The sequence below is a fragment of the Pseudomonas sp. PHC1 genome, assembly GCF_046487845.1.
Lineage (GTDB): Bacteria > Pseudomonadota > Gammaproteobacteria > Pseudomonadales > Pseudomonadaceae > Aquipseudomonas > Aquipseudomonas sputi.
The window spans coordinates 24982-41840 of record NZ_JBJXHJ010000006.1; the positions used below are offsets into that span (position 1 = coordinate 24982).

Annotated in this window: 18 protein-coding genes; 10 read left to right on the forward strand and 8 right to left on the reverse strand. The window is 60.2% G+C overall.

Annotation, left to right across the window (positions count from 1 at the left end):
• Positions 1-85 precede the first annotated feature (85 nt).
• From tusD to ACKJSM_RS10600, 6 genes are all read left to right on the forward strand, one after another.
• Positions 86-478 carry a sulfurtransferase complex subunit TusD gene (gene tusD, locus ACKJSM_RS10575; protein WP_236177782.1) on the forward strand — a complete coding sequence of 131 codons (393 nt, stop codon included), beginning with the start codon at positions 86-88 and terminating at the stop codon, positions 476-478.
• Position 479: 1 nt separating this feature from the next.
• Positions 480-836, forward strand: a complete 357-nt coding sequence (gene tusC, locus ACKJSM_RS10580) for a sulfurtransferase complex subunit TusC (protein ID WP_236177570.1) — start codon at positions 480-482, stop codon at positions 834-836.
• Entirely contained in the window at positions 836-1129 is a 294-nt protein-coding gene (gene tusB / locus ACKJSM_RS10585; RefSeq protein WP_236177569.1) for a sulfurtransferase complex subunit TusB, read from the forward strand. Before tusC ends, tusB begins: the two co-directional genes overlap by 1 nt.
• Positions 1126-1461 (forward strand): TusE/DsrC/DsvC family sulfur relay protein, encoded by a 336-nt coding sequence (locus ACKJSM_RS10590; RefSeq protein ID WP_236177568.1) that lies wholly within the window; start codon positions 1126-1128, stop codon positions 1459-1461. The genes tusB and ACKJSM_RS10590 overlap by 4 nt, the downstream gene beginning before the upstream one ends.
• Positions 1458-2459 carry a glycosyl transferase family protein gene (locus tag ACKJSM_RS10595; protein WP_339487148.1) on the forward strand — a complete coding sequence of 334 codons (1002 nt, stop codon included), beginning with the start codon at positions 1458-1460 and terminating at the stop codon, positions 2457-2459. Before ACKJSM_RS10590 ends, ACKJSM_RS10595 begins: the two co-directional genes overlap by 4 nt.
• 91 nt (positions 2460-2550) lie before the next feature.
• Positions 2551-3552 (forward strand): glutathione S-transferase family protein, encoded by a 1002-nt coding sequence (locus tag ACKJSM_RS10600; RefSeq protein ID WP_410237393.1) that lies wholly within the window; start codon positions 2551-2553, stop codon positions 3550-3552.
• A gap of 45 nt (positions 3553-3597) precedes the next feature.
• Here the strand turns inward: ACKJSM_RS10600 and cysG are convergent, their stop codons facing one another.
• The 6 genes from cysG to ACKJSM_RS10630 all read right to left on the reverse strand — a co-directional run bounded on the left by cysG (position 3598) and on the right by ACKJSM_RS10630 (position 11117).
• Complete coding sequence (cysG, locus tag ACKJSM_RS10605; RefSeq protein WP_410237394.1) at positions 3598-4992, reverse strand: siroheme synthase CysG; 1395 nt, start codon at positions 4990-4992, stop codon at positions 3598-3600.
• Positions 4993-6273: a serine--tRNA ligase gene (gene serS / locus ACKJSM_RS10610; protein WP_410237395.1), complete on the reverse strand. Its 1281-nt coding sequence runs from the start codon at positions 6271-6273 to the stop codon at positions 4993-4995. It lies immediately after the preceding gene.
• Between the two features lie 15 nt (positions 6274-6288).
• Positions 6289-6663: a fluoride efflux transporter CrcB gene (gene crcB, locus ACKJSM_RS10615; protein WP_007958188.1), complete on the reverse strand. Its 375-nt coding sequence runs from the start codon at positions 6661-6663 to the stop codon at positions 6289-6291.
• A complete protein-coding gene (locus tag ACKJSM_RS10620; RefSeq protein WP_410237396.1) occupies positions 6663-7985 on the reverse strand; it encodes a replication-associated recombination protein A in 1323 nt (440 codons plus the stop codon). Before ACKJSM_RS10620 ends, crcB begins: the two co-directional genes overlap by 1 nt.
• Before the next feature lie 24 nt (positions 7986-8009).
• Positions 8010-8630: an outer membrane lipoprotein chaperone LolA gene (gene lolA, locus ACKJSM_RS10625; RefSeq protein ID WP_065259163.1), complete on the reverse strand. Its 621-nt coding sequence runs from the start codon at positions 8628-8630 to the stop codon at positions 8010-8012.
• Positions 8631-8708: 78 nt separating this feature from the next.
• Positions 8709-11117: a DNA translocase FtsK gene (locus ACKJSM_RS10630; RefSeq protein ID WP_236177563.1), complete on the reverse strand. Its 2409-nt coding sequence runs from the start codon at positions 11115-11117 to the stop codon at positions 8709-8711.
• A gap of 522 nt (positions 11118-11639) precedes the next feature.
• Between ACKJSM_RS10630 and aat the strand changes: the two genes are divergently transcribed.
• From aat to infA, 3 genes are all read left to right on the forward strand, one after another.
• Positions 11640-12320 (forward strand): leucyl/phenylalanyl-tRNA--protein transferase, encoded by a 681-nt coding sequence (aat, locus tag ACKJSM_RS10635; RefSeq protein WP_410237397.1) that lies wholly within the window; start codon positions 11640-11642, stop codon positions 12318-12320.
• 58 nt (positions 12321-12378) lie between these two features.
• Positions 12379-13086, forward strand: a complete 708-nt coding sequence (locus ACKJSM_RS10640) for an arginyltransferase (RefSeq protein ID WP_236177561.1) — start codon at positions 12379-12381, stop codon at positions 13084-13086.
• A gap of 112 nt (positions 13087-13198) precedes the next feature.
• The gene (infA, locus tag ACKJSM_RS10645) at positions 13199-13417 is read left to right on the forward strand and encodes a translation initiation factor IF-1 (RefSeq protein WP_002553999.1); all 219 of its coding nucleotides are present in this window, start codon (positions 13199-13201) and stop codon (positions 13415-13417) included.
• Between the two features lie 173 nt (positions 13418-13590).
• On the opposite strand, the gene clpA is transcribed toward infA, so the two are convergent.
• On the reverse strand, positions 13591-15861 hold the full coding sequence (gene clpA / locus ACKJSM_RS10650; protein ID WP_007951436.1) for an ATP-dependent Clp protease ATP-binding subunit ClpA: 2271 nt from the start codon (positions 15859-15861) through the stop codon (positions 13591-13593).
• A 30-nt stretch (positions 15862-15891) separates the two neighbouring features.
• The gene (gene clpS / locus ACKJSM_RS10655) at positions 15892-16275 is read right to left on the reverse strand and encodes an ATP-dependent Clp protease adapter ClpS (protein WP_011334948.1); all 384 of its coding nucleotides are present in this window, start codon (positions 16273-16275) and stop codon (positions 15892-15894) included.
• Between the two features lie 224 nt (positions 16276-16499).
• On the opposite strand from clpS, the gene ACKJSM_RS10660 reads away from it, so the two are divergent.
• Complete coding sequence (locus ACKJSM_RS10660) at positions 16500-16796, forward strand: cold shock domain-containing protein (protein ID WP_410237398.1); 297 nt, start codon at positions 16500-16502, stop codon at positions 16794-16796.
• Positions 16797-16859 lie beyond the last annotated feature (63 nt).

A 16859-nucleotide genomic window follows, 5' to 3' on the forward strand; every position in this document is an offset into this window, starting at 1 on the left:
ATCGAGACGGGCGCGGGCAACATCGACTTCGCCGCCCCGCCGAGAAAGCTTTATCATGGCCGCAGTTTTGCTGATCGAGTCCGTCATGAAGTTCGCCATTGCGCTGTTTTCCGCCGCCCATGCGCCCTCCTCGCGCCGCGCCCTGCTGTTCGCCCAGGCGGCGCTGGCCGGCGGGCATGAAATTGTCCGGCTGTTTTTCTATCAGGACGGTGTCCACAACGCGTCCGACGCCGTGGTCACGCCGCAGGACGAACTGGACCTGCCCAGACAGTGGCGCAATTTCATCACCGAACAAAACCTCGACGGTGTGGTGTGCATCGCCGCCGCCCTGCGCCGTGGCGTGTTGAATGCCGAGGAAGCCGGGCGCTATCAGCGTGATGCCGTAGCCGTCAGCGCCCCCTGGGAACTGTCCGGCCTCGGTCAGTTGCACGACGCGGTGCAGGACGCCGACCGCCTCATCTGTTTCGGAGGCGCATGACATGGCCAAGTCCCTTCTGATTATCAGCCGTCAATCGCCGTGGTCCGGCCCCGGCGCCCGTGAAGCGCTGGACATCGTGCTCGCCGGCGGCGCCTTCGATCTGCCCATCGGCCTGTTGTTTCTCGACGACGGCGTGTTGCAACTGGCGGCCGGCCAAAACGCCAGGGCCCTGCAACAGAAAGACCTGAGTGCCAACCTGCAAGCGCTGCCGATGTTCGGCGTCGAAGAGCTGTTCTACTGCGCCGACAGCGCCAGTGTTCGCGGTCTCGGCGATCGTTCGCTGGACGAGGCGCAGCCTTTGGCCGCCGAGCAAATCACCGCCCTTATTGACCGTTACGACCAGGTGATCACCCTCTGATGTCGACTTTGCATGTGTTGTCCCATTCCCCGTTCGGTGACGAACGCCTGAGCAGTTGCCTGCGCCTGCTGGGTGCCAGCGATGCGCTGTTGCTGTCTGGCGATGCCGCGTATGCGCTGCAACCGGGCACTGCGCCGTTCAGCGCGCTGGAAACCCGTCGGGTGCCACTCTTTGTCCTGGCCGAAGATGCGCAAGCCCGTGCCGTGCAGGTTCCGGACTGGGCCGAAGCCATCGATTACCCGGCTTTCGTCGAGCTGTCGATTCACCACGACAAGGTCAACTCCTGGCTATGAATGCGCTGACCGTCGGCGCCCGCGCCATTGAACTGGACAAGGACGGCTTTCTGGTCGACCTCAACGACTGGTCGGCCGATGTCGCCAGCGCCCTCGCCGCTGCCGAAGACATCGAATTGAGCCCGGAGCACTGGGAAGTCCTCGAACTGCTGCGCAGCTTCTATGCCGAATTCCAGCTGTCGCCGGCGACCCGGCCGCTGATCAAGTACACCGCGCTCAAGCTCGGCGCGGAGAAAGGCAACAGCCTGCACCTGAACCGACTGTTCAAAGGCACCCCTGCCAAACTCGCCGCGAAACTGGCGGGCCTGCCCAAACCGACGAATTGCCTATGACCGACTATCCAGCGCTGACCCTCGAAACGCCCGCCGAGCACCCGTTCGCCCAGTTCGTGCGCATCCTCGGCAAGGGCAAGCGCGGCGCCCGCGACCTGACTCGCGAGGAAGCCCGGCAAGCCATGGGCATGGTGCTCGACGAAACGGTCGAAGAAACCCAGCTAGGCGCCTTCCTGATGTTGCTGCGGCACAAGGAAGAAAGCGCCGAGGAGATGGCCGGTTTCACCGAAGCCCTGCGTGAACGCTTGCAGGCACCGGCGCTGAAGGTCGATCTGGATTGGCCAACTTACGCCGGCAAGAAGCGTCACCTGCCGTGGTATCTGCTGGCGGCCAAGTGCCTGGCGCAGAACGGCTTGCGCATCTTCATGCACGGTGGCGGCGCCCATACAGCCGGCCGTTTGTACTCCGAACAACTGCTCGGCGAGCTGAACATCCCGCTGTGTCGCAACTGGCAACAGGTCGGCGCGGCGCTGGAAAGCGGCGGTCTGGCGTTCATGCCGCTGGTGGACTGGGCGCCACAGTTGCAACGAATGATCGACCTGCGCAACACCCTCGGCCTGCGCTCCCCTATTCATTCGCTGGCACGGATTCTCAATCCTTTGGGCGCGCGTTGCGGTCTGCAGAGTATTTTCCATCCCGGCTATCAAGCGGTGCATCGCGATGCCAGCGGCCTGCTGGGCGACACGGCGATCGTGATCAAGGGCGACGGCGGGGAAATCGAGATCAACCCGGATGCCGGCAGTCACCTGTACGGCACGACCGGCGGCGAGAGCTGGGATGAGGAATGGCCACAGCTGTCGGCGCAACGTCACGTCAAACCGGCGTCGCTGGATATCGAGCACCTGAAGGCCGTCTGGCGCGGTGATGTGGTGGACAGTTATCCGCAGATGGCGCTGATCTCGACCATGGCGTTGGCACTGCGCGGCCTCGGCCAAAGTCGTGAACAGGCTTTCGAAAATGCCGAAAAATACTGGTCCGCACGGGACAAATCGATTTAACCGATCATTAACCACCGATCTTTGCGCTTTTTGTTCGAACTCATCGGAATAGACTCGGCTCCAACGAATATTGGTTTCTGGAGTCTTGATCATGGGTTTACTCGTCGACGGCCGCTGGCAGGACAAGTGGTACGAAAGCAGCAAGGACGGCGCGTTCCAGCGCGAACAGGCGCAGCGTCGCAACTGGGTCACTCGCAACGGCGAGCCCGGCCCGAGCGGTGAAGGCGGTTTCGCCGCCGAGGCCGGGCGTTATCACCTTTACGTCTCCCTGGCGTGCCCGTGGGCGCATCGCACGCTGATCCTGCGCAAGCTCAAAGGCCTGGAAAGCCTGATCGACGTTTCCGTCGTCAGCTGGCTGATGCTGGAAAACGGCTGGACCTTCGACCAGAACCTCGGTTCGACCGGCGACAAACTCGACCACTTTGACTTCATGCACCAGCGCTACACCGCCGACACTGCCGACTACACCGGCCGCGTCACCGTGCCGGTGCTGTGGGACAAGAAGCTAAAACGCATCGTCAGCAACGAATCGGCGGAGATCATCCGCATGTTCAACAGCGCCTTCGATGACCTGACCGGCAACGAGCTGGACTTCTATCCGGCGCCATTGCGCGGCGAGATCGATGCGCTGAACGAACGGATCTACCCTGCCGTGAACAACGGCGTGTACCGCGCCGGGTTCGCCACCTCGCAAAAGGCCTATGAAGAAGCGTTCGATGACGTGTTTTCCGAACTGAATCATTTGGAGCAGGTGCTGGGCGCCAACCGTTATCTGGCCGGCGAATACCTGACTGAGGCAGACGTGCGATTGTTTACCACGCTGATTCGTTTCGACGCGGTGTACCACGGGCATTTCAAATGCAATCTGCGGCGGATCAGCGATTATCCGAACCTGTCGAACTGGCTGCGGGACATGTACCAGTGGCCGGGCGTTGCCGAGACCGTGGATTTCCAGCACATCAAGAATCACTACTACGGCAGCCACAAGACCATCAACCCGACCGGGGTGGTGCCGAAAGGGCCGGAGCAGGACTTCAATGTTGCCCATGACCGGGACCGGTTGGGCGGGAAAGGAGTCTGGCGCAGAGGTTGAGAGCAGGATCGTTCCCACAGCGTGGGAACGATCCCCTCAGAGTCGTCAGATTTGACCCTGAGCACCCTCGAACCACGCCAGTTTCTCGCGTAGCTGCACCACTTCGCCGACGATCACCAGCGTCGGCGCATGCACTTCATGCTCCGCCACCAGACGCGGCAGGTCGGCCAGCGTGCCGGTGAAGACCCGCTGATTGACCGTGGTGCCTTGCTGGATCAATGCCGCCGGTGTTTCGGCTGCGCGACCATGCTTGATCAACTGCTCGCAGATGATCGGCAATCCCACCAGCCCCATGTAGAACACCAGGGTCTGCGCCGGCGCGACAAGGTCGGCCCACGGCAGATCGGTCGAACCGTCCTTGAGGTGCCCGGTGACGAAACGCACCGACTGCGCGTAATCGCGATGGGTCAGCGGAATCCCGGCATAGGCCGCGCAACCGCTGGCCGCCGTGATACCCGGCACCACCTGAAACGGGATGCCATGGGCTGCCAGTTCCTCGATTTCTTCGCCACCACGGCCGAAGATGAACGGATCCCCGCCCTTCAACCGCACTACGCGTTTGCCGGCCTTGGCCAGATCCACCAGTTGCTGGTTGATCTGATCCTGCGGCACGGCATGTTCGGCGCGACGTTTGCCGACGTAAACCCGCTCGGCATCGCGACGACACAGTTCAAGAATTGCCGGCGCCACCAAGCGGTCGTACAACACCACATCCGCTTGCTGCATCAGCCGCAAGGCACGGAAGGTCAGCAGATCCGGATCGCCCGGACCTGCCCCGACCAGATAAACCTCACCGGTCGTGACCATCGCCTCGCCGTCAATCTTGGCTTGCAGCAGACGTTCGGCTTCGGCGCCCTGTCCTGCCAGCTGCCGGTCGGCGATCGGCCCCTGGAACACGTCTTCCCAAAAACCGCGACGCTGCTGCACATCGGGAAACAGGCCTTTGACCTGATCGCGAAACCGCGCGGCCAGACCGGCCAGATGGCCGTAGGTCGAGGGAATCCAGGTTTCGATCTTGGCGCGGATCAGCCGGGCCAGCACCGGCGCATCGCCGCCGCTGGAGACCGCGATGATCAGCGGCGAACGATCGACGATCGCCGGGAAAATCACGCTGCACAGCGCCGGCGCATCGACCACGTTGACCGGCACGCAGCGCCGATGGGCATCGGCGGAGACTTGCGCGTTCAACGCTTCGTCGTCGGTGGCGGCAATGATCAACCCGCAACCGTCCAGATCCGTTTCGGCGTAGCCACGCAGCAGGCATTCGCCACCGCTGGCGGCGACCAGTTCGCGCAGTTGCGCTTCGATTTCAGGTGCGACCACCCGCAGCAGCGCACCGGCATCGGCCAGCAGGCGGGATTTGCGCAAGGCAATCTCCCCCCCACCGACAACCAACACACGACTGCCGCGCAGGTTGTGAAACAGCGGCAGATATTTCATTTAGCCGATGACCTCAAGGCCACCCATGTACGGCTTCAGCACGTCCGGTACACGGATCGAACCGTCGGCCTGCTGGTAATTTTCCAGCACAGCCACCAGGGTACGACCGACCGCCAGGCCGGAACCGTTCAGGGTGTGCACCAGCTCAGGCTTGCCGGTTTCCGGGTTGCGGAAACGCGCCTGCATACGGCGGGCCTGGAAGTCGCCGCAGTTGGAGCACGACGAGATTTCACGGTATTTGTCCTGGCTCGGGATCCACACTTCCAGGTCGTACGTCTTGACCGCGCTGAAGCCCATGTCGCCGGTGCACAGCGCCAGGGTGCGGTAAGGCAGGCCCAGCAGTTGCAGGACTTTCTCGGCGTTGGCGGTCAGGCTCTCGAGCGCTTCCATCGATTTCGACGGCTCGACGATCTGCACCATCTCGACCTTGTCGAACTGGTGCTGGCGGATCATGCCGCGGGTGTCGCGACCCGACGCGCCGGCTTCGCTGCGGAAGCACGGGGTGTGAGCAACGAACTTGATCGGCAATTGTTTCGCATCGACGATTTCACCGGCCACGATGTTGGTCAGCGACACTTCGGCGGTCGGGATCAGGTACAGATCGGCTTCACCTTCGCGACCGATCTTGAACAGGTCTTCTTCGAACTTGGGCAGTTGACCGGTGCCTTGCAGTGCCGGGGCCTGAACCAGATAAGGCGTGTAGGCCTCTTCGTAGCCGTGCTCGGTGACGTGCAGGTTGATCATGAACTGCGCCAGTGCGCGGTGCAGACGGGCAATCGGGCCGCGCAGCAGGGCGAAACGCGCGCCGGACAGCTTGGCGGCGGTTTCGAAGTCGAGCCAGCCGAACTTCTCGCCCAGGGCCACGTGGTCCTGAACCGGGAAATCGAAAGCGGTCGGAGTGCCCCAGCGACGGACTTCGACGTTGCCGTCTTCGTCTTCGCCAACCGGCACCGATTCGTGCGGCAGGTTCGGGATGCCCAGCAGGATCGAATCGAGTTCAGTCTGGATCGCGTCCAGCTCGACTTTACCGGCGCTCAGTTCGCCCGCCATGCGCTCGACGTCCGCCATCAGCGGCGCGATGTCTTCGCCGCGCTGCTTGGCCTGACCGATGGATTTGGAACGCGCGTTACGCTCAGCCTGCAGTGCTTCAGTGCGGGTCTGGACGGTCTTGCGCTGTTCTTCCAGCGCTTCGATGCGCGCGACATCCAGGGCAAAGCCACGGGAAGCCAGGCGGTCCGCTACGTCCTGAAGGTTGCTACGTAACAGTTTGGAATCGAGCATGTCGGTTTCTCGTTATCAAAGTTTGGTCAGGGACAGGCCGGCCCAGGTCGCGAGCAGCCCGCCGAATACGCTGATGGCCGCATAGCCCAGGGCCAGCGGCACTTGCCCGCTTTCCAGCAGACGCACCGTATCCAGTGAAAAGGATGAAAAAGTCGTCAGCCCCCCGAGGAAGCCGACCATCAACCCGGCGCGTACCTCGATCGGTACTTCCGGGCGTATCAAAAACAGGCCGTACAACACGCCAATCAGCAGACAGCCCACGATATTAACGGCCAGCGTCGCGGTATAGAAGTGCCGCGGCCAATTGGCATTGACCCAATTACCGGTGGCGAAGCGCAACAAGGTGCCGGCAATCCCGCCGACGGAGACTGCAACAATCAATGGGACCACTATTTTCTCCGCTGCCGTGGGCTTAAACGATCAAGTTGGGCGAGGTGGTTGAGCTTCTCGCCGATCTTCAGCTCCAGGCCACGGGGCACCGGCTGGTAGAACGGAATGGGGTCGAGCTCTTCCGGGAAATAGTCTTCACCGGCCGCGTAGGCGTCCGGTTCGTCGTGGGCATAGCGGTATTCGTCGCCGTAACCCAATTGCTTCATCAATTTGGTCGGCGCATTGCGCAGGTGCAGCGGCACTTCCAGCGAGCCATGTTCGGCGGCGGCGCGCAGCGCGGTCTTGAAGCCCATGTACACCGCATTGCTCTTCGGCGCGCACGCCAGATAAGTGATGGCCTGTGCCACCGCCAACTCACCTTCCGGGCTGCCGAGACGCTCCTGGACTTCCCACGCGGCGAGGCACAGGCTTAAGGCCCGAGGATCGGCGTTGCCGATGTCTTCGCTGGCCATGCGCACCACGCGCCGGGCCAGATACAGCGGATCGCAGCCGCCGTCGATCATTCGCGCAAACCAATACAGTGCGCCGTCCGGATTGGAGCCTCGCACCGATTTGTGCAGCGCGGAAATCTGGTCATAGAAGGCTTCACCCCCCTTGTCGAAACGTCGGCGGGTGTCACCGAGCAGACTTTGCAGCAGCTCGGTGCCCATCTCGCTGTTGTCTTCGGCCAGGTCTGAGGCGTTTTCAAGCAGGTTCAGCAGGCGCCGGCCATCGCCGTCGGCAGCGGACAGCAGCATCTGGAAGCCTTCATCGCTGAGGGTCAGATGACGCTTGCCCAGGCCACGCTCTTCAGTCAGCGCGCGGTGCACCAACTTGCGCAACGCCGCCTCGTCGAGGCTTTTGAGTACGTAGACCCGCGCCCGCGACAGCAATGCGTTGTTCAGTTCGAACGAAGGGTTCTCAGTGGTGGCGCCGATGAAGATCAAGGTGCCGTCTTCAACGTACGGCAGGAAGGCGTCCTGTTGCGACTTGTTGAAACGGTGCACTTCATCAACAAACAGGATCGTGCGCTTGCCGTACTGGCCGGCCTGCTGCTTGGCGATTTCCACCGACTGACGGATCTCCTTGACCCCGGCCAGCACCGCCGAAACCGTTTCGAAGTGCGCATCCGAGACTTCTGCCAGCAACCGCGCCAGCGTGGTTTTGCCCACGCCCGGCGGGCCCCAGAAGATCATCGAATGCAGGGCACCCTGCTCCAGCGCTTCGCGCAGAGGCTTGCCGCGAGCGAGCACGTGTTCCTGACCGACGTACTCATCCAGATTGGTCGCCCGCAAACGGGCGGCCAGTGGCTGGGCGATCGGTGCACTGCGAAACAGATCCATCACGTACCGTTCAAACCTCTGTGTTTATTCCTGGATCACATCGGCACCCTTGGGGATGTCGAACTTGAATTTCGAGGCCGGGACCGCTTCGTTGGCCTTCACCCCAGTGAACAGGATGTTGGTGCGCTGGCCGACACTGTCGATCAGTTGCATGTCATTGACCAGGCCGTTGCGGAACGACAGACGCAGGCTGTCGAACAGCGTGTCCTTGGTTTTCGGTTTCAGGGTGAAGTCGATCACGCCACCCGCCTCTTTGGCGGTGATGTCGAAGCTCTGGCTGATCTTCGATACGTCGCCGGACAGCAACAGGGCCGGGGTCTGGGTCAAACGCTCATCGAGCTTCTTGATCGTGGCCTGTTCCAGGTCCGGGTCCCACAGGGTGACTTTCTTGCCGTCGGACACCATGGTCTGCTCGGCGGGCGCATTGGTGTGCCAGTAGAACAGTCCCGGACGCTGCAGGGTCATGTCGCCGGTGGTTTCCTGCAACTGGGTGCCACTGCCGTCGAGGGTCAGCTGGGAGAAATTGGCAGTCAGGGTCCTGGATGTTTCGAGCAATTGGGTCAGGCGAGCCACATCCTTGTCATCGGCGTGAGCCGTGAGGGTGGTCAGAGCCAGTACCGGCAGCAACATGCGGATAAGACGCATGGGAGTCCTCTTGAATATTCGTGGGAAAGTGGACGGCGCTTGATGCACCGCCCATTGCATTTGGATCAGGGTATCGAATCAGTCGCGCACCGGGCCAGGGGCCAGGACTTCGCGGGAACCGTTGGTGTTCATCGACGTCACGACCCCGGCCATTTCCATGGCTTCGATCATGCGCGCGGCACGGTTGTAGCCGATCTTCAGCTTGCGCTGTACAGCGGAGATGGAGGCGCGACGGCTTTCCAGTACGAACTGCACGGCTTCGTCGTACAGCGCGTCGGCTTCCGGATCGTCGCCGTCACCGCCGCCGCTGCTGCCTTCGAAACCACTGCCCGCCTCTTCGACACCGTTGAGGATGTCGTCGTTGTATTCCGGCGCGCCGCGCAGTTTCCACGCTTCCACCACCCGGTGAACTTCATCGTCGGACACGAATGCGCCGTGAACCCGGATCGGCAGGCTGGTGCCCGGCGGCATGTAGAGCATGTCGCCGTGGCCAAGCAATTGTTCGGCGCCGCCCTGGTCGATGATGGTCCGGGAGTCGATCTTGCTCGATACCTGGAACGCCATCCGCGTCGGGATGTTGGCCTTGATCAGACCGGTGATCACGTCCACCGACGGCCGCTGGGTCGCGAGGATCAGGTGGATACCGGCCGCACGCGCCTTCTGGGCGATACGGGCGATCAGTTCTTCAACTTTCTTGCCGACGATCATCATCATGTCGGCGAATTCGTCCACGACCACGACGATGGTCGGCAGCTTCTGCAGCAGCGGCGCTTCGTCGTGGATGCTTTCGCGTTTGTACAGCGGATCGCTCAACGGCTCGCCGGCGTCCTGGGCTTCCTTGACCTTGGCGTTGAAGCCGGACAGGTTTCGCACGCCCATCTTCGCCATCAGCTTGTAGCGACGCTCCATCTCGGCCACGCTCCAGCGCAGGGCGTTGGCGGCGTCCTTCATGTCGGTCACGACCGGGCACAGCAGGTGCGGAATGCCTTCGTAGATCGACAGTTCGAGCATTTTCGGGTCGATCATGATCAGCTTGGCGTCGTCCGGGCCGGATTTGAACAGGATCGACAGGATCATCGCGTTCACACCCACCGACTTACCGGAACCGGTGGTACCGGCCACCAGCAGGTGCGGCATTTTCGCCAGGTCAGTGATGACCGGTTTGCCGCCGATATCGTGGCCCAGAGCCAGGGTGACCGGCGATTTGAAGTTGTCGTACTCCGGCGTCGACAGCACTTCGGAAAAGCGCACGATCTGCCGGTCTTCGTTGGGAATCTCGATACCGACCGTGGTCTTGCCCGGAATCACTTCCACCACCCGCACGCTGGTCACGGCCAGCGAACGTGCAAGGTCCTTCGCCAGGTTGGCGATACGGCTGACCTTCACGCCCGCAGCAGGCTGGATTTCGTAACGGGTAATGACCGGGCCGGGATGGATCGAATCCACGGTGACTTCGACGCCGAATTCCTTGAGCTTGATTTCCAGCAAATGGCCGACCGCCGCCAGGGATTCAGGCGAATAATTGAGCTGTTTCTTTTCCGCAGGGTCGAGAATCGAGATCGGCGGCAAGGTGCCTTCCACGGCGCTGTCGACAAACAACGGCACCTGCTTCTCTTTCTGCACGCGCTTGCTTGGCTCTGGCGCCTTGACCGGAGCCGGGGCGATCACTGGCGGCACCTGTTTCTCGCGCTCGGACATGTGCTTGCTCAGCGCTTGCTCACGCTCGATCAGACGCTCCTTGACCTTGGCCTGCTCGCGCTTGTCGGTGACCGTCGGCGCAACCACGTCATGCACGCGATCGTCGACTTCACGCAATTGCGCGACCAGTTGCTTGCGCTCGGTACGCGCCGACCACCAGCGGTTGATCGCGCCCTGGAACAGTTCGAACAGATCGAGGGTGATCTTGCCGGTGACGTCCATCACCTTGAACCATGAAAGATCGGTGAACACCGTCAGGCCGAACAGAAACAGGGCGATGAACAGCAACGTGCTGCCCTGAATATTCAGGGCGTTGCGAGCCAGATCGCCAAGACTTTCGCCCAGGGCCCCACCGGCGCCGGCCGGCAGCCCCGTGGGAGCATGGAAATGAATGTGCGCCAGCGCGGCACCGGACAACACCAGAAACACCAGACCGATCAGGCGCCAGGAAAACAGCCAGCCGCTCCACTGCCACGGTTCGTGACGCTGACGGAAGATCTGATAGGCCTTGATCGCCAGCAGCAACGGGAAGATGTAGGCGAAGTAACCCAGCACCATGAACAGGATGTCGGCGCTGTAGGAACCGGCGGGACCGCCGAAATTCTGCACGTCGTCGATCTTGCTGTTGTGGCTCCAGCCCGGATCGTCCTTGCCGTAAGTCAGCAACGCCATCATCAGGAACAGGCACAAGGCGCCGATGGCGATCAATGCACCTTCCTTGAGCCGGTAGTGCAACTGTTGACGCCAGAGCGGAACGACTGTTTTTGGTGCTTCCGTGGATTTCTTCAAAACGCTTCTTTTCCTGCGCCAGAGGCGCGTCCATCTATTGAATGACAATAAAAAACTGCCCAATCCAGGCAGGTAAAAAAATTGACGGGCGCAACGGAGACTACTTTTAACACTGCGCCCCGTCTTTTATAAACACGGTACGCGGCGAATATTCTGTAACAGCCCGGCATTGTACGGGTTTGCGCGTTCGATGCCATGCTTCCAGGCCTCTGGTTCAAGCATAGCCAAACGTACAACACCCGGCGTTCAATTTGAGCATGCATTGTCTTTTGTGACAAAGGCTTATGAGGTGTATTTGATGAACGTAGCGAAGCATTCGCACCTCCTTCCCCCTGAGTGCCGCCCAACGACATCGGCAAGCTGGCCTGCAGCAGCGCTGCGCCCGATTACGACCGCATCCGGATGCTCAAGTTGCAGCCGCACAGACAGCGCAGCACAACGGAGGACATTCGCGTCATTTCCCGGCACACTTTACTGCGGGCTCACTGCCCACCGCCCTCTCCTTCTGCCAGCCCGGACGCCATGCTGACTTGGTTACAACGCAACTCACTGACTTTCCCGCCACTGGAAAAAGCCATGCGCGATCCCAACGGATTGCTGGCGGCCGGTGGCGACCTGTCCGCCGACCGCTTGATCCAGGCCTATCGCCATGGCTGCTTTCCATGGTTTTCCGAAGGCCAGCCGATTCTCTGGTGGTCGCCGGATCCGCGCTCCGTGCTTTTTCCCGACGAACTGCACGTCTCGCGCAGCCTTGGCAAATTGATGCGCAAGCAGCGCTATCAAGTCACCTTCGATCAGGATTTCGACGCCGTGATCCGCGCCTGCGCCGCGCCAAGGGAATATGCCGATGGCACCTGGATAACAGAGGCGATGCAGGACGCCTATATCCAATTGCATCGGCGCGGCCTTGCCCACTCGGTAGAAGTCTGGGATCAGGGCGAACTGGTCGGCGGCCTGTACGGCCTGGCGATGGGGCAACTGTTCTTCGGCGAGTCAATGTTCAGCCGCGCGGACAATGCTTCCAAGTACGGTTTTGCGACACTGGTGCAACATCTGAAAGAAGCGGGTTTCGTACTGATCGACTGCCAGATGCCGACCGACCACCTGCACAGCCTCGGCGCCCGGGCCATTTCACGGCAGACATTTGCCGAGTATCTGTCCCGGCACCTCGATCAACCCAATCACGCGACCTGGGTTTGCTGAGCGCCTTTTGCGCGCGTGGCTTACACTTAATTCACCAGCTTACCCTTGAGGGTTGATCATGACCGAGTTGGCGCGCTTGAAGTTCTATGCCACTCAGCCTCACTCCTGCAGTTATCTGCCCGAGGAACAGGCGACGACCCTGTTTCTCGATCCGAGCCAGCCCATGGATGTGCATGTCTACGCAGACCTGTCGGAAATGGGCTTTCGTCGCAGCGGTGACCATCTGTACCGTCCGCATTGTCAGAACTGCAATGCCTGCGTGCCCGCGCGCATCCCGGTGGCACCGTTCAACCCCAACCGGCAGCAGAAACGCATTTTCAAACGCAACACCGATTTACAGGTACGACCGGTCAAGCCTGCGTTCAGCGAAGAATATTTCGACCTCTATCAGCGCTACATCGAACAACGCCATGCCGACGGCGACATGTATCCGCCGAGCCGCGATCAATTCTCGACGTTTCTGGTGCGCGACCTGCCCTTCTCACGCTTTTACGAGTTCCGGCTCGACGGGCGGTTGCTGGCAGTCGCCGTCACCGATCTGCTGCCCAATGGCCTGTCGGCGGTCTACACGTTTTACGAGCCGACCGAGGAACGCCGCAGTCTGGGCCGCTACGCCATCCTCTGGCAAATCGCCGAAGCCCAGCGCTTGGGGCTTGAAGCGGTTTACCTCGGATACTGGATCAAAAACTGCAAAAAGATGAACTACAAGACCCAATATCGGCCTATCGAACTGCTGATCAATCAGCGCTGGGTCGTCCTGAACTGAATGCAAACCCTAAACCCCTTGGCGTAAACCCCATTTTTCGGGCACAATGCACGCCGCTTTTGCCTGGCGCAGTTGCACCGGGCCATTCATTGGATACCGAGGGCTTTACTGCATGTCGAAAGAAGACAGCTTCGAAATGGAAGGCACTGTCGTCGACACCCTGCCCAACACCATGTTTCGTGTGGAGTTGGAAAATGGGCACGTCGTAACCGCGCATATTTCCGGCAAGATGCGCAAGAACTACATTCGTATTCTTACCGGTGACAAAGTGCGCGTCGAGCTGACGCCCTATGACTTGAGCAAAGGGCGTATTACTTACCGCGCTCGCTAATCAAGTCAATACAAGACGCCCGGCTTAATGCCGGGCGTTTTTGTGTGTGCATGTTTTTGGGGGTTTGGGTGAATATCCGTTGCTGCGGTAACGGACATACCCCAAAAACCAAACCCGCAAACAGCAAAAAGGCGCCCGAAGGCGCCTCTCGCTTTACAACAGACCAACAACCATCAGGCCATTTCCGCAGTGGTCTCGAAGTCAAACGTCAGCTCACCATCCTTGATGTCGATGTGAACCACACCGCCATGCTCGGCCAGCTCGCCAAACAGAATCTCCTCCGCCAGCGGACGCTTGATCTTGTCCTGGATCAGACGTGCCATCGGACGGGCGCCCATGGCCGAATCGTAACCACCGGCCGCCAGCCAGCTGCGCGCCGCATCGGTCACTTCCAGAAGCACCCGCTTGTCTTCCAACTGCGCCTGAAGCTCGGTGAGGAACTTGTCCACCACGCTCTTGATAACCTCATGACTGAGGCGACCAAACTGAATGATGGTATCCAGGCGGTTGCGGAATTCCGGCGTGAAGCTCTTCTTGATCACTTCCATCGCATCGGACGAATGGTCCTGATGGGTGAAACCGATCGAAGCTCGCGCCGCCGTTTCAGCACCGGCGTTGGTGGTCATGATCACGATCACGTTGCGGAAATCCGCCTTGCGCCCGTTGTTGTCGGTCAGCGTACCGTGATCCATCACCTGCAACAGCAGGTTGAAGACTTCCGGATGCGCCTTCTCGATTTCATCGAGCAGCAATACGCAATGCGGTTGCTTGGTGATCGCCTCGGTCAACAGACCGCCCTGATCGAAACCGACGTAACCCGGAGGCGCACCGATCAAACGCGATACGGTGTGGCGCTCCATGTACTCGGACATGTCGAAGCGAACCAGTTCGATCCCCAACGCCTTGGCCAATTGACGCGCGGCTTCGGTTTTACCGACGCCGGTCGGCCCTGCGAACAGGAACGAACCGACAGGCTTGTCAGGCGACTTGAGACCGGCACGGGACAGCTTGATCGCAGTCGACAGCGAATCGATCGCCGCATCCTGACCGAACACCGTGAGTTTCAGGTCACGCTCGAGGTTGCGCAGCAGCTCCTTGTCGGAGCTGGTGACGTGCTTCGGCGGAATCCGCGCAATTTTCGCAACGATGTCCTCGACTTCAGGCACTTCGATGCGTTTCACGCGCTTCTCGACCGGTTGCAGACGCTGGTAGGCGCCCGCCTCGTCGATCACGTCGATGGCCTTGTCCGGCATGTGCCGGTCATTGATGTAGCGCGAAGCCAGTTCCGCAGCGGCGCGCAACGACTCATCGCTGTATTCGATGTTGTGATGCTGTTCGAAGCGACCTTTCAGGCCACGCAGGATTCCGATGGTGTCTTCCACCGACGGCTCGACGACATCGACCTTCTGGAAGCGACGCGCCAGGGCGCGGTCTTTTTCGAAGATGCCACGAAATTCCTGGAACGTGGTCGAGCCGATGCAGCGAATGTCGCCGGACGACAGCAGCGGCTTGAGCAGGTTCGAAGCGTCCATCACGCCACCGGACGCAGCACCCGCACCGATAATGGTGTGGATCTCGTCGATGAACAGGATGGCCTGCGGACGTTTTTTCAGCTCATTGAGCAGCGCCTTGAAGCGCTTCTCGAAATCACCGCGATACTTGGTGCCCGCGAGCAGAGCGCCCAGATCGAGGGAATAAACGACGCTGTTGGCCAGCAGGTCTGGCACCTGGTTGTCAACAATACGCTTGGCAAGGCCTTCGGCAATCGCGGTTTTACCCACGCCTGCCTCGCCCACCAGCAGCGGATTGTTCTTGCGACGACGCGCCAGAATCTGCGCGACACGCTCGACTTCCGTTTCACGCCCGACCAGCGGATCGATCCGGCCCTGGCGTGCGAGTTCGTTGAGATTGCTGGCATAAGCGTCCAGCGGATTGCCTGAAGAAGAAGACTCACCGCCCTCATCGTCCTGCATATCTTGTTCACCTTCAGAGTGATCGCCATGCCCCGGCACTTTGGAAATACCGTGGGCGATGTAATTGACGACATCAATGCGTGCAACGCTCTGCTGTTTCAGCAGGAACACCGCCTGACTCTCTTGCTCACTGAAGATTGCAACCAGCACGTTGGCGCCGGTCACTTCGCGTTTGCCCGAGCTCTGCACATGAAAGACAGCACGTTGCAGCACACGCTGGAAGCCCAGGGTTGGCTGGGTTTCGCGATCCTCGTCATGGACGGGGATCAGTGGCGTGGTGGAGTCGATGAACTCCTGCAGGTCGTGCTTGAGTTTGTCGAGGTTTGCGCCGCAGGCACGTAATACGGTGGCGGCAGCCTCATTGTCCAATAGGGCCAGCAGCAGGTGTTCGACGGTCATGAATTCATGACGCTTCGAACGTGCCTCCTTGAAGGCAAGATTGAGGGTGACTTCGAGCTCGCGGTTTAACATAGCTTCACCTCATACCCAAGTGGTCGGCGATTAACCGTCCTTCTCGATTTCACAGAGTAGCGGATGCTGGCTTTCCCTGGCGTACTGGTTGACCTGCATGGCCTTTGTCTCGGCGATGTCGCGGGTAAACACTCCACATACTGCCCGCCCTTCGGTATGGACGGCCAGCATGACCTTGGTCGCCAGCTCGCGATTCAGGTTAAAAAACACCTCGAGCACTTCGACGACGAAATCCATCGGTGTGTAGTCATCGTTGAACAAAACCACCTTGTACATCGGCGGCGCCTGTAACGCAGGCTTTGCTTCCTGAACAGCAACGCCTGCCGAATCGTCGTCGTGCTCCTGTGGAAGATCCTTTTGGAGAAGCGGGCGATCCTGATTGAATGTTAGTCGAATCTGGCTGATTGCATGCATGGAAAGAAAGGTTCGTCAGTTGTGCAAATACAGTGGTGGGGGCGGCTTGACACGTTTTCAACTCCGACTGCCCGGTCACCTTGACTATCGGAAAAACGGTGTTACAACCAATAGAACCCACAGTGGGTAAAAAAGATCCGCGGAGTCAATCTTTTTAACGGATTCGACTGCGGATGAATTGGATGATACTCCAGCGATGGAGACTGTTGCAGAGGGATTTGAGCATGGCTGTCGGCAAGGTGAAATGGTTCAACAATGCCAAGGGTTTCGGTTTCATCAATACCGACTCCCGCGAGGGGAAGGACGAGGATGGCAAGGAGATCGACTTCTTTGCCCACTATACCGCCATTAAAATGGACGGATACAAAACCCTCAAAGCCGGGCAAATCGTCAAATTCGACATCATACAAGGGCCCAAAGGCCTGCATGCCACAAATATTCAGAATGTCGAGGCCGCGAAAGATCCCGCCTCGGCCGCCGTTGCTGCGGCAGCCGCTCAACACCAGTCAGTGACCAGCTGAAGCAACCCGAATACTTGCCAGAAAACAAACCGCCCGGCTCGATTACTCGAGCCGGGCGATTTC

Bases quoted from the DNA above. Each gene is read 5' to 3' on its own strand.
- lolA (WP_065259163.1), bottom strand. From the start codon at position 8,630: ATGCGTCTTATCCGCATGTTGCTGCCGGTACTGGCTCTGACCACCCTC.
- cysG (WP_410237394.1), bottom strand. From the start codon at position 4,992: ATGAAATATCTGCCGCTGTTTCACAACCTGCGCGGCAGTCGTGTGTTG.
- ACKJSM_RS10595 (WP_339487148.1), top strand. From the start codon at position 1,458: ATGACCGACTATCCAGCGCTGACCCTCGAAACGCCCGCCGAGCACCCG.
- tusC (WP_236177570.1), top strand. From the start codon at position 480: ATGGCCAAGTCCCTTCTGATTATCAGCCGTCAATCGCCGTGGTCCGGC.
- infA (WP_002553999.1), top strand. From the start codon at position 13,199: ATGTCGAAAGAAGACAGCTTCGAAATGGAAGGCACTGTCGTCGACACC.
- tusD (WP_236177782.1), top strand. From the start codon at position 86: ATGAAGTTCGCCATTGCGCTGTTTTCCGCCGCCCATGCGCCCTCCTCG.
- tusB (WP_236177569.1), top strand. From the start codon at position 836: ATGTCGACTTTGCATGTGTTGTCCCATTCCCCGTTCGGTGACGAACGC.
- ACKJSM_RS10600 (WP_410237393.1), top strand. From the start codon at position 2,551: ATGGGTTTACTCGTCGACGGCCGCTGGCAGGACAAGTGGTACGAAAGC.
- ACKJSM_RS10620 (WP_410237396.1), bottom strand. From the start codon at position 7,985: ATGGATCTGTTTCGCAGTGCACCGATCGCCCAGCCACTGGCCGCCCGT.
- ACKJSM_RS10590 (WP_236177568.1), top strand. From the start codon at position 1,126: ATGAATGCGCTGACCGTCGGCGCCCGCGCCATTGAACTGGACAAGGAC.
- ACKJSM_RS10660 (WP_410237398.1), top strand. From the start codon at position 16,500: ATGGCTGTCGGCAAGGTGAAATGGTTCAACAATGCCAAGGGTTTCGGT.
- clpS (WP_011334948.1), bottom strand. From the start codon at position 16,275: ATGCATGCAATCAGCCAGATTCGACTAACATTCAATCAGGATCGCCCG.
- serS (WP_410237395.1), bottom strand. From the start codon at position 6,273: ATGCTCGATTCCAAACTGTTACGTAGCAACCTTCAGGACGTAGCGGAC.
- ACKJSM_RS10640 (WP_236177561.1), top strand. From the start codon at position 12,379: ATGACCGAGTTGGCGCGCTTGAAGTTCTATGCCACTCAGCCTCACTCC.
- clpA (WP_007951436.1), bottom strand. From the start codon at position 15,861: ATGTTAAACCGCGAGCTCGAAGTCACCCTCAATCTTGCCTTCAAGGAG.
- aat (WP_410237397.1), top strand. From the start codon at position 11,640: ATGCTGACTTGGTTACAACGCAACTCACTGACTTTCCCGCCACTGGAA.